The sequence below is a fragment of the Psychromonas aquimarina ATCC BAA-1526 genome, assembly GCF_000428725.1.
GTDB classification, from domain to species: Bacteria; Pseudomonadota; Gammaproteobacteria; order Enterobacterales; family Psychromonadaceae; genus Psychromonas; species Psychromonas aquimarina.
Genome location: NZ_AUAM01000008.1, coordinates 127920 through 142206, shown reverse-complemented (window position 1 = coordinate 142206; position 14287 = coordinate 127920). Strand labels below are relative to the sequence as shown.

14 protein-coding genes are annotated in these 14287 nt (G+C 34.8%); all 14 read right to left on the bottom strand.

What is annotated here, in order from left to right:
• Genes G337_RS0101765 through G337_RS0101700 form a run of 14 tightly spaced genes read right to left on the bottom strand, consistent with a single transcriptional unit; the run spans position 1 to position 13564 of the window.
• Complete coding sequence (locus G337_RS0101765; RefSeq protein WP_028862348.1) at positions 1-582, bottom strand: serine acetyltransferase; 582 nt, start codon at positions 580-582, stop codon at positions 1-3.
• Between the two features lie 7 nt (positions 583-589).
• Positions 590-1726: a dTDP-4-amino-4,6-dideoxygalactose transaminase gene (rffA, locus tag G337_RS0101760; protein WP_028862347.1), complete on the bottom strand. Its 1137-nt coding sequence runs from the start codon at positions 1724-1726 to the stop codon at positions 590-592.
• A 1-nt stretch (position 1727) separates the two neighbouring features.
• Positions 1728-2294 (bottom strand): acyltransferase, encoded by a 567-nt coding sequence (locus G337_RS0101755; RefSeq protein ID WP_028862346.1) that lies wholly within the window; start codon positions 2292-2294, stop codon positions 1728-1730.
• A gap of 1 nt (position 2295) precedes the next feature.
• Complete coding sequence (locus G337_RS0101750) at positions 2296-3399, bottom strand: TDP-N-acetylfucosamine:lipid II N-acetylfucosaminyltransferase family protein (protein ID WP_028862345.1); 1104 nt, start codon at positions 3397-3399, stop codon at positions 2296-2298.
• Between the two features lie 26 nt (positions 3400-3425).
• Entirely contained in the window at positions 3426-4691 is a 1266-nt protein-coding gene (locus G337_RS0101745) for a lipopolysaccharide biosynthesis protein (protein ID WP_028862344.1), read from the bottom strand.
• 51 nt (positions 4692-4742) lie between these two features.
• Positions 4743-5444: an acylneuraminate cytidylyltransferase family protein gene (locus tag G337_RS0101740; protein WP_028862343.1), complete on the bottom strand. Its 702-nt coding sequence runs from the start codon at positions 5442-5444 to the stop codon at positions 4743-4745.
• A complete protein-coding gene (locus G337_RS0101735) occupies positions 5445-6497 on the bottom strand; it encodes a nucleotidyltransferase family protein (RefSeq protein WP_028862342.1) in 1053 nt (350 codons plus the stop codon).
• Positions 6498-6500: 3 nt separating this feature from the next.
• Positions 6501-7424 carry a methionyl-tRNA formyltransferase gene (locus tag G337_RS25345; protein ID WP_037026884.1) on the bottom strand — a complete coding sequence of 308 codons (924 nt, stop codon included), beginning with the start codon at positions 7422-7424 and terminating at the stop codon, positions 6501-6503.
• Positions 7421-8491 carry an N-acetylneuraminate synthase gene (gene neuB / locus G337_RS0101725; protein ID WP_028862341.1) on the bottom strand — a complete coding sequence of 357 codons (1071 nt, stop codon included), beginning with the start codon at positions 8489-8491 and terminating at the stop codon, positions 7421-7423. Before neuB ends, G337_RS25345 begins: the two co-directional genes overlap by 4 nt.
• Positions 8488-9156, bottom strand: a complete 669-nt coding sequence (locus G337_RS0101720) for a PIG-L deacetylase family protein (RefSeq protein ID WP_028862340.1) — start codon at positions 9154-9156, stop codon at positions 8488-8490. Before G337_RS0101720 ends, neuB begins: the two co-directional genes overlap by 4 nt.
• Positions 9153-10043, bottom strand: coding sequence for a formyltransferase family protein (locus tag G337_RS0101715; RefSeq protein ID WP_028862339.1), 891 nt, complete (start codon positions 10041-10043; stop codon positions 9153-9155). Before G337_RS0101715 ends, G337_RS0101720 begins: the two co-directional genes overlap by 4 nt.
• On the bottom strand, positions 10040-11209 hold the full coding sequence (neuC, locus tag G337_RS0101710) for a UDP-N-acetylglucosamine 2-epimerase (protein ID WP_028862338.1): 1170 nt from the start codon (positions 11207-11209) through the stop codon (positions 10040-10042). Before neuC ends, G337_RS0101715 begins: the two co-directional genes overlap by 4 nt.
• Positions 11209-12363 (bottom strand): LegC family aminotransferase, encoded by a 1155-nt coding sequence (locus G337_RS0101705; RefSeq protein ID WP_028862337.1) that lies wholly within the window; start codon positions 12361-12363, stop codon positions 11209-11211. Before G337_RS0101705 ends, neuC begins: the two co-directional genes overlap by 1 nt.
• Before the next feature lie 10 nt (positions 12364-12373).
• Entirely contained in the window at positions 12374-13564 is a 1191-nt protein-coding gene (locus G337_RS0101700; RefSeq protein ID WP_028862336.1) for a UDP-N-acetylglucosamine 4,6-dehydratase, read from the bottom strand.
• Between the last annotated feature and the right edge of the window lie 723 nt (positions 13565-14287).

Here is a 14287-nt window from a genome sequence, read left to right as displayed (position 1 = left end):
TTACTCACCTAGATACTGATTATGAATCTTAGATACCTTATTACTTAATAAAGAAGCAGGAATACCTCCTACAACTTGATTATCTAAAATATCTTTAGTTACAACGGCATTTGCACCTATTGTAATGTTACTGCCAATTGTACATGGCCCGATTATTTTTGCGCCGGCCCCAATTTGAACGTTATCTCCGATAACCGCCAAATCATTTAAACCTTTAAATCCATTATTCCCAATAGTAACTTGCTGTAATATGGTGCAGTTATCACCGATAACAACATTCGGATTCAAAACGATACCATTTAGATGTGGTAAAAAAAGCCCTTTTCCGATCTTAGTCCAGGGCTCTATTTCAACACCAAAGTGTTCCTGGGCACGATTATAGAAAAAAAGAAACACTCTATATATAACTTTAACAATTACATGCTTTGTTCTTCGGTAGTAAATAAAGTGACATAATCGCAATAAAAATAAGAACTTATATTTCCTATTAAACAACTTAAAAAATATAGAACTTTTTACTTTGCCAAAATTTCTGAAATGATCAACGCGTAATGATAACTTGAAGTCTTCAAATGTTTGCATAGTATACTTATAAGTTTTCATAAAATTGATTTAGTTTATCTAGAACAAAATCTATTTTTTCTTTTTCCAAACCGTAATAAATTGGCAACCTAATAAGTCGTTCACTTTGACTTGTTGTATACATATCGTTTCCATTAAACCTGCCGAATATTAACCCGGCTGATGAACTGTGAAGAGGTACGTAATGAAACACACTCAATATATCATTACGCTTTAAATAACTGAGCAATGACCTTCTAGTGTCTATATCTTTTACTTTTATATAAAACATATGAGCATTATGTAAGCAACCAGTAGGCACAGCTGGAAGCTCGATAACCCCCTTGCTTGATAGTTTTTTTAAACCTTCAGAATATCTTTTCCATGATCTTAATCTATCACAATTTATTTCCTCAGCTCTTTCAAGCTGCCCCCATAAATAAGCAGCACTAATATCATTCATAAGATAACTACTTCCCAGATCTACCCAAGAATATTTATCAACCATTCCTCTGAAAAATTTACTACGGTTAGTTCCTTTTTCTCTAATTATTTCAGCTCGTTCGGAAAATTGCTCGTTATTGACAATTAACAGGCCACCTTCACCGGCACTGGTGTAGTTTTTGGTTTCATGAAAACTAAAGGTGCCCAAATGACCAATTGTGCCAAGAGCTTTTCCTTTGTAACAGCTCATCATGCCTTGAGCTGCATCTTCAATCACAAAAAGTCCATGACGATTTGCGATATCCATAATTGTATCCATTTCACAGGCAACACCGGCATAATGCACAGGCACAATAGCTTTTGTTTTCTCAGTTATAGCTTGCTCAATGAGTTTTTCATCAATATTCATAGTATCTGGACGAATATCAATAAAAACAATTTTAGCTCCACGAAGTACAAATGCATTAGCTGTACTAACAAAAGTATAACTAGGCATAATAATTTCATCACCAGGCTGAGTATTAATCAAAATTGCAGCCATTTCTAATGCATGAGTACAAGAAGTTGTTAAAAGAGCTTTCTTACACTTCAATTTATTTTCAAACCATTTATGGCATAATTTTGTAAATTCACCATCACCTGATATTTTGTTACTTTTAATTGAACGTAAAATATATTTTTCTTCATTTCCAGTTAATGGCGGTTCATTAAATGGTATCATTTTAGCTATCTCTCTTTTTGCTTAAATATTTTTTTTCAAGTTTTAACAAATCTTTCAGCCTTTCTTTTATTTTTATTGCAGGACTTCCAGCATAAATACTCCAAGGCTGTGTTGTTTTTAAAACCAGTGACATTGCACCAACTGAAGTTCCTTCTGATAAGGTGACCCCGGGCATAACTATAGAGCCAGCACCTACAATTGAATATTTCCCTAAAACAACTTCTTTTTTATACTCATTTTTGAATTCTGCAGGTATCGTTGAATTTGTCATTGCACCACCTGAATAATCATCCGATTGAGTGAATACTTTAACGCCATAGGCTACGGTAGAAAAATCATTTAACACAATGCCCTTTTCACCTCCTGCAATTAAACACATTGGAGTTATATGAACATTTCTGCCAATGGAGACTTTTCCAGAAATGACACAAAAATCATCAATCCTTGAATTGTCCTTAATACTTATTGTTGCAGGGTTATAAATACTAGCTTTATCACTAATCTTTACGTTTTTCCCAAAAAACTTAAGCCCAAGGTTATTCAGCTGTTCATTAGTAAGATACGGCATATTAATAATCCTCGAATAAATTTTTTAACTGTTGATAATACTTTTCTTTTGAAAAGAAATTTTTGATTGTTTCTATATTATTTTCTTTCTCATTTAATGCCAACCCAGCCAAAGAAATATCATTTACATCGAAAGCCTTCACACCTATAGAACTAAACAACTCCCAAGATGTGACATCACTCCTCATATATACTTTTTTCCCTAACCCTAACAAACTAATAGTATTGCCCATGGCTTGCTGTCTTTTATGTGCAAAAATGGCGATATCAATCTTACTTAAAAATTCTAAATAAATTTCAAAGTCCATAAAATCGACAATTGGTATAAACTTATCACCAAAAAGCTCCTTACCTCTATTAATTACTTTTTGAGTCCACCCATTTGACCAAGGTTTTTCACCATATGACAAGATACAATAAACTTTAATATTATCTTGTTTAAATTTTTGTAGGCTGTCAAATATCTCTAAATGGTTATTGGCAGGATCGGCTGAATTACCGACTTGGATGCGTACAACATCATCATTTACACTTTTTAATTCAGTATAATTAAACACATTACTCTCATACATAAGTGATTCATAGAATTCACCTTTTGCATTATAAAGTCGCTTTGCTAGCATATAATCACCAGGAAGATAGGTAATATAACCAGAAAAACTGCCTTTTACTTTTTTCGCAATTTTATACCAGAGGCTAATATTTTCTTTATCAGTAGGAACATCAATGTCCCCTCCCCCCCATATTATCCAATTAGTTTTACTTGCAAATTTATTAAAAATATAAAGAAACAAAATTACTTTTTTATCAAACAGCCCATGCAAGTATATTTTTTTTGATTTTGAGAAATAATAAAACAATAACATAATTGACATTGGAACTTTAAAAAATAAAATCATTTTTCTTATGAAACCATTGCTACTGTCATAAGGTCTAATGATTTTTATATTAGAAAAGCCAGCTATATCATTAACTCTTTCTTTTTGTGAGTTCAATATTAAAAACAAATGCTCATCAGAATTGAAATTATTATTAATATAATTAACAAATGGCCTAATAAACTTAATTTCATTACCCACAATATGTAAATGTTTCGGAGATGACATTATTACCTCTTGTTGTTTGAATTAGGTTAAATTCCGATAACTTTATTTTTAAATACAAAACCTTTCCCCTCTATGAACACTTTACAAATAAACATGTTACACAGCATAGAAACTGTACTGCCTGCTAGAATAGAATATGCTGATGCTGTTATTCCAAATTTAGGTACAAATGAAATAGATAAAACAATAACCGTTAAAGCACTAAAAAAGGTTATATAAAGCGAATATCTTGGTTTATTAAAATAATAAAAGAGACTTGCCTCGATAGTTCTAAAATTATAAATAAGAGAACTTAGTATTAATATTCGAAACACAAATTCACTTCCTAAGAAATGTTGGGGAGCGACCAATAAAATAATTTCATTTGAGAATAAGATTAAAATCGCAGAAATGATAAGCATCATCGATTTGTAATATAAAGCGAGCCTCCTTGATGCATTTATGACGTTATCGCCACTTAATTTATATAGCGCAGGCTGAATAGCTTTACCGATAGCACCAGCGACAATGACAATTATAGCTGACAACTGTAACGCAAATGTAAAATACCCTAACTGCTCTTTATCAACAAAGTTTTGCAAAAATAAAACATTATATTTGTTTATACAAAAATACATTATGTATGCGATAAAGATTGGAAACGCAAAAGTAAAAGTAGATCTGGCAGTATCGATAAGGTTAAAAAAACTAAATTTATAAGGTAACTTAATTAAAGATATACACCAGATAAAAAAGGTACTGGATAAAAGTGCTAAAACTACAGAATTAAGGGAACTCAAATTAAAGAACTGAAACACAAAAATTAACGATGTATACAAAAAAACAGTTGTCAATTGGAGCATCAGAAATTGCTTAGGCTTTTCTATGACCCTTAAATAGCCCGAATATATTGCATTCAAAAAACTAAATATTGATATCAAAACAATGCAACTGTATAGATTTGCATTAACGGAAACCAATATATTATTGAGAATAAAATCTTTAAAAAGAAATGCCAAGAGTAGTATTATAAAAGCCATAGTAAAATGTATAAGCATCACTTGCCCAGTATATATTTCTTTGCTTTCATTTGATTTTTGTAAAAAGTAACATCTGACAAAAGTAGAAATTATTCCAAAATGAACAATAAAAGTCATTGCTGCAATTGAAGCGCTAAATACACCATATATAGCATACTCTTCAATAGTCATCATTCTTGTGTAATATGGAAGTAAAAACAGACCACTTACCGCGACAACAAGAAAATCACCAATACCATAAATAATGGAATCGCTAAAAAGTTTTTTTAACAAGCTCCCCCCCCCACATACATTTGAAGTTAATACCTAGCATACTATTATCAACTAATTAGTATCTAATAGGCACTGTGCTATTTTAAAATCAATTTCTTCATCAATATCTATTGAACGAATTCTAGGCATAATACTTGCAAATGAAGGCTCTATAATAGCTGCATTTTGAGTTAAAAATTGCTCCACATTCCAAATATAAATAGCACCATTAAGGCGAAATTCCTTATCAAAATCTTGACTGCGAGATTTTCTTTTGCTTTCTTTTACAAAATTATTCATTGATAAAGAATCATCAAGTGTATTACACCACTGTGTAGGGTGATCAACTTCGCAAACAGACAATACGGAAGATGCAGCTTTGCCGGTATAAATATCAAATGCTTCTTTAATATCATTGCTGTTTCGTAGTGGAGATGTTGCTTGCAATAATACAACCTCTGTAAAATGAACCCCCTTTTCCAGGTACCATAACAAAGTATGTTTAATTACATCAATGCTTGATGCTGTATCACTTGCAAGAGCTTCGGGACGCAAGAATGGAACTGTCGCACCAAATTGTTCTGCAATTTCAGCTATTTCACTATTGTCTGTATTTACAATAATTTGATCAAAAATCTGACTACCAATTGCAGCGTCAATACTCCAAGCTATCAAGGGTTTACCAGCCAAAGATAAAATATTTTTTCTTGGGAGGCGCTTACTTCCACCTCTGGCAGGGATGATTGCTAAGACTTTTCTATTCCCATTCTTCATCTATAGCCCCAAACTTACTATATCAACTTGTGCTCGCTGATAATCTTCCATGCGACCAATATCCAGCCAATACTCATGAATAGGAAACATCATGACATTACCTTGTGCCTCTATTTTATGTTCAAGCAGCGTAGGCATATCAATTTTTTCATTTGTCTTTACTTGCTTAATAACTTCTGGATTAACAACGTAAATTCCTGCATTAATATGGAAAAACTGAGTTGGCTTTTCTGCCATACTCGTTATTTTTCCTGCATCACCTTGGATAACACCATAAGGAATTTGGTATTCATATTCTCGCACACACATTGAAGCATCTGCAGATTCATTGTTATGAAAGTCTAATACCTTTTTAAAATTAACATTGGTTAAAATATCCCCATTCATCATAATTAAGGGAAGCTTTGGTAAATCAGCAGGCAGTAAACCTAACGCGCCACCAGTTCCAAGGGGAGAGTCTTCATAAACATAGGTAATATTCACCCCCCACTTTGAACCATCACCAAAATGGTTCATGATCATTTCTGGCATATAGTGCGTAGAAATATAAAAATTAATAAAACCTGATTTAATAAAGTTAAGCAGTGTAATTTCAAGGATGGGTTTATCCCCAACTTTTAATAGGGGTTTCGGGCAATTGTTTGTTAGCGGTCTTAAACGAGTACCAAATCCGCCAGCCATTAAAAAAACAGGGTTATCTAATTTTTGTATTGATAAAGACTCATGCAATGTTTGTAAGCCAACTACAATACCAGCTTCAATAATTGGAATTGATAAAATTTCCTTGGACTCCATTAGCTCAATTAACTGTCCCTTGCTAACTTCTGTCGTAGCAGTCGTTGGTTTAGTGTTCATCACCTTAGAAACGCAGTCATCTAATGAAATACCAGATAATATTCCTCTACGAATATCACCATCACTGACCACTCCTAATAACTTATTATTTGGAGCCACAATGATTGCACCTCGTAGCGCTTCACGATCAATGACTTCGAGTGCTTCACGGATTGTATTTTTTGGTGTAATTAACGTATTTTGCCATTTATGACTCATAGTTTACCTTCTTAAACTAAAACGAGTACCAATACGGAAAGTAGGAGTAAACTCCCCTTCACCTTTATTATCAATTATTTTTTCCATTTTTTTTAATAATAAAGTGCTGTCACCAACTTTGACTACGACCCCTTCACTACTACGCCCAACAACTTCACCAATCGTCGCAATATAAGTAGGTGCGTCGATAATTAACCTAGAAGAAATAATTGCGTATTCTTGCTTATCAATGTAACACCTGGCGTTGGGCCCAGGTTTACGAATTGCGCGAATAAAGTTATGAACCCTTTCAGCTCCCCAGCTGAAATCCACAATTTCATCTCCAAATGTGCGAATTCCAAAGTATGTTCCCACCGGGTGAATATCTTCTTGAGGTTGTCTAACAACAACATTTTTTTCGATTTTAACTATTGCCGAATGCAGAACATTTGCACATTCGAAAGCGGCTTTATTCAACAATGTAGCATAATCATCTTCTAACGATATGGCATATAATCGTTGCTCGACAATATCACCCGTATCAATCCCTTCATCAACATAGTGCACAGTAATACCAAACTGCTTTTCACCATTAATTAGAGCCCAATTCAAAGGGTTTCTTCCTCGGTAAAAGGGAAGAGCACCAGCATGGCAATTAATAAATCCATTATTTGCTAAATTAATAATTTCTTTTCTTAAGATTTGATTAAATGACATAGAAACTAAAAGGTCTGCATTAAAGTCTGCAATTTTATTTATGAAACTAGGGCAATTTACATTTTCCTGAGGCAGAAAAGGCACTCCCAACTTATTAGCCCAATCCTTCAAAACTGGATCTTGAGTATCAAACCTTGGCACAATAAAGACAACTTCTAAGCCTGGGGTTTCCGAAATCAATCTAATTGTCTCATGGGACCACGGTCCATCAGCAAAATAACCTATTTTCATATTATCAACTCATCTTCTTTAAAATCTTTAATTGCTCGTTTCCCAACCACATCCCAATAATTAATTGGGCTAATACCATTTCCAGGTCTTTTTATAGCAAGGCAATCCTCAGTAAAAGTTTCACCTTTTTTTATAGAACGGGTCGCGACAATGCTTTTACGGACTATCACTTTATTCTTTATTTCTGAAGAGCTAGGCCCTTTAATCCCATTACCTTCAATAATTTCAACTTTTTTTATTAAAGCTATCATTTCTTGAAGTTCAGTCGGCTCTAAAGAGGCCTTGTGGTCTGGCCCTTCCATATTTTGATCCAGAGTAAAGTGCTTCTCAATTATTCTGGCTCCTTTAGCAACAGCTGCTACGGGTACAATAATACCTTCACTATGATCTGAATAACCAACAGGCAGTTTAAAAGAATCTCTAATCGTAAGCATCGCGTTTAAGTTTATCTCCTCTAAAGGAGCTGGATACTCTGTTGTACAATGTAATATGCGTACCTTTTCTTTCAAATATGCCTGTCCTTTTTCTGAATAATATGCAGTTTCAAATTTATCAACGGAAGGCGTTTCATTCGTTTGAGAGTAACCGAATGCTAAAATACCTAAAGCCATTTCGATCTCTGATAAGGAAGCCATTCCGGTAGATATAATGATATCAAGCCCTGTTCTAGCATGTGCCAATAATAAGGGTGCATTTGTAATTTCACCTGAAGGTATTTTTAATAAAGTTTGACCTAACTTATCAACAAGGAATGCTAAACTCTCTTCGTCAAAGGCTGTTGACAAAAAAGAAATATCTTTATGTTTGCAATAGTCGACCAATATGAAATGATCTTCATACTTAAGCTCAAGTCTTTTTAACATTTCTAATTGAGATTCTGACTTACCTATATTTTTAGTTTGATATTCAGCCTGAAGAGCACTTGTGGTGGCTAACTTCTTCGCTTTAAATGTTTGAAATTTAATAATGTCAGCACCAGCTCCAGCTGCAACATCAATTAATTTCTTAGCTAACTGCATATCCCCATTATGATTAACACCAGCTTCCGCAATAATCAATGTGCTCATATAATTTCCTTAATTAACATAAATGCTTCCGCCGCATGACAGTTTGACTGTACCCCTCGAATACAGGCCAGTGATTCTAACGCCTTTCTGCTTCTTGGAAAGGGAAACTCACCTATTTCAGATTTAAATACCTCTAATATCTCTAATTTTTTTTCAAGATGCGAAGTGATATCAATAAACACATTAGGCTTAAATCCACCATCTTCAGGCTTTAGACCAAAATCAGTTTCAGATATTGTTTCATATGCTAAAACTCTTTTAATAAAAGGGTACCTGAATGATTTTGTCGCAGACATCACTGCATCATATACAATTTCATGGTCACTGTGCGCATCATTACGATAAACAGTGAAAACTTCATTAGGCTGAATGGTTTGAATAACCTTCGATACAGCAGCGATTAAACGTCCTTTAGTTAGGGTTTCAAGAGCAGCAGGAGGAAAATACAGCTCATGAACGGAACTAAATCCATATAAACTTTTTACTTTTACTATTTCTTTAATTCTTTCCTTAACTTGCTCATTAGTAAAGCCTGCTTCTACACTCATCCCCGTTACTAACAACCAATGCACGTCATAACCGCTTTCAATATATCTCAGTATTGTACCACCGCAACCTAAGGTTTCATCATCCGCATGAGGAGCTACGATTAGCACTTTTTTCACAAATATTCTCCTTTATCTGGCAATTCTTGCTCATCAAGGTTGTGTATCCAAATCGCATTTTTTTCTGCGCATTTTACCAGTATACTATTTCTTTTTTTAGATAAAACTTTTCCTGGTTCAATATTTTGTGCGTAAGAATCCACTGCGATTGAAGATGATATAACAGGAACTAACTCACCATTCCAGCTAAACTCTGCACCGGGATAAGGTGGAGCTAACGCTCGAATTAAATTATGAATTGAAACAGCAGACATACGCCAATCGATTAAGCCATCCTTTCTACTGCGTTTTCTCCAGTAGGTCGCTTTCTTATCGTCTTGCGGATTAAAAACTGCAGTTCCAGATGATAAATCATTTGTAAAATTAATTATTTGTTTATTAGCAACAGCAAGTACCTTTTTATATAATGAGGTAGCGTTATCTTCAGTAGTAATAGCTATTAACTCTTGACTTAAAATGGGACCAGAATCAGCACCTTCATCCATTTTGAAGAATGTGGACGCCGTTTCATCTAACCCCAACGCTAAGGTCCAAATAATAGGGTGCCTTCCTCTATTCATGGGTAGCTTAGCAGGATGAAATCCGATAACACCACAAACCGGTAGGTCTAATAGCTCCTTTCTAAGAAGGTAACTCCAGCCAAAACAATAAATAACATCTAACTTAAATTTTTTGAAAAAATCTATTGAAGCCTCTCTGTCATTTGGATCTTCATAGAAATATGGAATCTTATTTTCAATACAAACTTGAGATAAATCTACAAAATCAGAATTTACTGCAGATTCCTTTCTCGTTATCACAGCAGAAACTTCTATATTATCCATATTAACAAGTGTATTAAGAGCTAAGAGACTTGATTCGACACAGCCGATAAAACCTATTTTCATTTTTTACTCACTTCAAAATCGTAAAAAGATTTCGCAACCACTTTATCTAGGGAGCACGAAAGCAGTTTATCAACAATTTGAATTGAGCTATCACCATTACCATATGGATTTTTAGCCTGCTTACAGCGAAATTTGAACTCAGGACTTACCGCAACGTCGATAGCTTCTTTTATTTCTTCAAGGGAATCGCCACACTGAATGACAGTGTCGCCTATAATTCGACCTTTTTGACGATTGCCAATATTAATTGTTGGTATGTTAAAAGTAGGAGCTTCAATTAACCCACTAGAAGAGTTACCAATAACTGCGTCGCAATACTTTAATAAACTTAAATAGCGCAACTGCCCTAATGATTGAACCAACAACACTCGGTCCGGATTTTGTGCTTTGAAGTCATCTAATATTTTAATTAATTCACGCCCGTGAGTGTCGGCATTTGGGTAGGTAATCACACACTTATAATTAGGGAAAAGTTCTAATGCTTTATTTAAATTGATAAGGGATTCAGATGAGCCATATTTTTCCAAAGTTACAGGATGATAAGTTATCATAAAATATGGAGATGACACATCAAAACCAAGAGATTCAGATAAAGACTTACGCTCCATTAATGGTAATTTGACAATACTATCAATTCCAGGAGCACCAAAATTAAAAACGGTGTTAGGCTGCTCTCCTAATTGAATTACTCGTTTTCTATACGCTTCAGTGGTCGTAAAGTGAAAATGTGACATTTTAGTAATTGAATGTCTTGCGGCCTCATCAATCAAACCTTCTGTTGTTTCTCCACCATGTATATGAGCAACAGGAATGCAAGCAAGCATTGCGGCTTGTGCTAATGCCATTGATTCAAACCGGTCCCCCAATAACACCAACAAATCTGGCTTATTCCTATCTAAAGCCTCCGAAGCTCCTATTAGCGCCAGACCCATAGACTTTGCTATGCCAACAGGAGTATCAGATGATAGAAGGAACTCCATTTTTTCCGTGATGGGAAAGCCGTCTTCAATTATTCGACTAGCTGTATAACCGAATTCAGGGGATAAATGCATTCCTCCAACATACAATTGCAGCTCAGATAAAGAGGATTCCTGAATTCCCTTTATAACCCAGTAAAGTAATCCATACTCAGCCCTTGTTCCTGTAAATACAGCAATCTTTCTCATTATTCTACTCCTAAGTAAACAGGTGAACTCGGTAAATTAATCAAATGCCCTTCAACCCACTCTGACACAGTCAAATCCCCCTTTAGTGCGTTTTTAAACATCGGCAAACGGTGCATCAACTGCCAAATAGGTCTTGTCATTACGCCTTGCTTATTGGTTTCTTTTAATAAAGAATTTCTATTTTCTGTATCAGGGCAGATAATCGCATTTAACCAGTAGTTTGATTGTGCATATCTCGGTTCAGCAACAAACTGAAAATCAGAACCTGAAAACAATGTTTTGTATTGCTCTGCAAGTATTCTTTTTTGCTTTAGAAACTCCGGTAACACTTCCATCTGCGCGCACCCTAAGGCTGCGTTTAAATTCGGTAAGCGATAATTAAAACCGGGCTCATCATGATAAAACTCATAAGGGTGAGGTACTTTAGCTGTAGTGGTTATATGACGAGTATGTACACCATCATCAAAGCTTTTACACAATATCATGCCGCCACCGCCTGTAGTAATAACCTTATTACCATTAAAACTAATAGCAGAAAAGTCACCAATAGTACCTGTGTGCTTGCCTTTATAAAAAGATCCTAAACTTTCCGCAGCATCTTCTACTAATACGATATTCCACCTCAAACAAACAGTTAACAACTCATCAAGCTCAACGGGATGGCCAAAGGTATGCATAGGCACAATCGCTTTAATATGTTGCCCTGTTTTTTTATGAATACACTCCCCATCACTGTTTAACTTTGCGTTAGCATCAAGATATTCTGCAGTTGCTTTTGGGCACAAACCCAAACTGACTTTAGATACATCCACAAATATGGGCTCTGCCCCCATATGGTATAAAGCATTACAGGTAGCAACAAAAGTTAAAGCTTGAGTGATAACTAAATCACCTGCTTTTACGCCAGCCATATACAGCGCAGTATGCAATGCAGCCGTGCCGTTAACGGTCGCGACAGCTTTTGCTGTTCCTGTGTAAAATTCTATATGCTTTTCAAAATCTTCAACGTATTTCCCCACACTCGATACAAACGTACTATCGATAGTATCAGTAACATATTTTTTTTCATTACCCGCGAATGTTGGGGCATGCAACGGAATAAAATCATTGGTTTGATAAATATCTCGAACAAAACTGATTAACTTATTATTCATGCTTGCAGCCTTACATCTTACTGTCGAGATACTTGCCTGTTTCTTTGTGGCCAAAGTCAGGAATCATCTTGAAAAATAATTTTACGATTTGATCTTTGCTCCACTCTTTAGTGGACTTCATATCAGCAATTTCTTTATCAAAGAATGAAATTAATTCAGCATCAAATAGCGCTTCATTTTTTATCACTCCTAAGTTTTCAAAGCGCTGCATATCGAGTGTTTCTTTATCAGTGAAGAACTCTTCGAAATCTTTTTCACCCGTAGTATCACTAGCAGTGAATAAGCATGGCCACTTCCCTTGTTCCGGTAACGTTTGAGCTAATTCTCGCGCTTCATTTTCTGAATCACAAAGGTGTGGTTCATAACCCAATTGTTTTAAGTATTTCACCGCAATATCTGCAAATGAAATAAGGTGTAGCGCTTCGCTTAGCTTTGGAAAGAAAATATCTCTGTTTTCACCAAAGATACACGACATAAGGCAAAGTTCACCGGACTCCTGAGGAGTTACAAAATAGCGTTTGATATCTTTAGGGGCTACAATTGGCTGACACTTTTGGATACGTTGATTAAAGCCATGGAGAAGAGAACCATCTGAAAATGCAACATTGGCAAATCGAGCAGTAGATATTTTAATATCCGCACTACGTCGCATTAAAAACATTTCCATAATACGTTTAGATGCCCCCATCATATTAACTGGGTTAGCAGCTTTATCCGTTGATACACAAAAATATTTTTTTACGTCTTTGGCAGCTGACTGCAATAAGGTTTTTTCGGTGTTAAAAACATTTACATCAATCATACGCATTAATGTGAATGGATCTTTTTCACTGCGAACATGCTTAAGAGCAGAAAGGTTTAAAACATAATCATATTGCCCGTCAGCTTTAATAAACGTATCGTACTCAATCGAACCGATATCCAAAGCAAACGTTTGAAAATCTCCTTCGATATACCCAAAAGAACTGCGGATATCTCGAACAAGCTCAACCATATTATTTTCACTAATATCAACAGCATGCAATTTCTGCGGGTTTCTCTTGAATATTTCTTTGGTTACAGCTTGACCAATAGAGCCTGCAGCTCCAACAACCAGAAAACGACTATTTGAAACTATTTCTGACAACTCTTTTTCGTGAGTTTTAATGTCATTGGAAAACAATTCTTTTTCACGACCGATAAGAGATAAAATTGAACTCATTAATAAATCACCTTTAATGTTTAATTTACTTGTGCACACATATTTTCTGAATTGATTTGCTAAGACTAGTTAGAACTAAATTTATCTGATTAAGCATTTAAGTGCATATTCAAGTGCTTCATCTATTTAATACCCCCAGTACCTGCCATTGCATTAGTTAAGCGGGTCAAGAGCAATGAAGTTCCCTGTTGCACGTTTTTCGGCACAGACATTTAGCTGAACAGCTTTAATGACATCAAAATAACAGCTTCAAACTTCTTTCAGTACTAATTGCAGCAGTTGAATTAGCACCATTTTAGTAATAATCAATTCGACAAGCAGGGACTTTTCACCCATCCAAACTACATCAACAAAATTCTAGCTGATGTGATTTTTCATGCAGACCAATAATCACCTCGACTGATACCTACTTGACTTTCAAGTGTTAAAGTAATTATCGACATATATGATGTTATTAATAATTTATTATGCATCAACATACTCTAATAGTAAGTAGAATGGAGAGGTATTGAAGATTAAATGCTATAACATAGAAGATATAGCATTTTAGAGCTCTAAAACAAGCCAAAAACCCAAGAATTCTACTGTCATTTTAGATGGTTACAGAGGAACTAAAAAGAGTCATTTATATGTCAGGAAGCAGTTAGTTAATTGTTGCGAGCATATTAAATAAACTACCGTTTATGACTTTAGCTTAATGTGAATACTTCCTTATTTCTTATT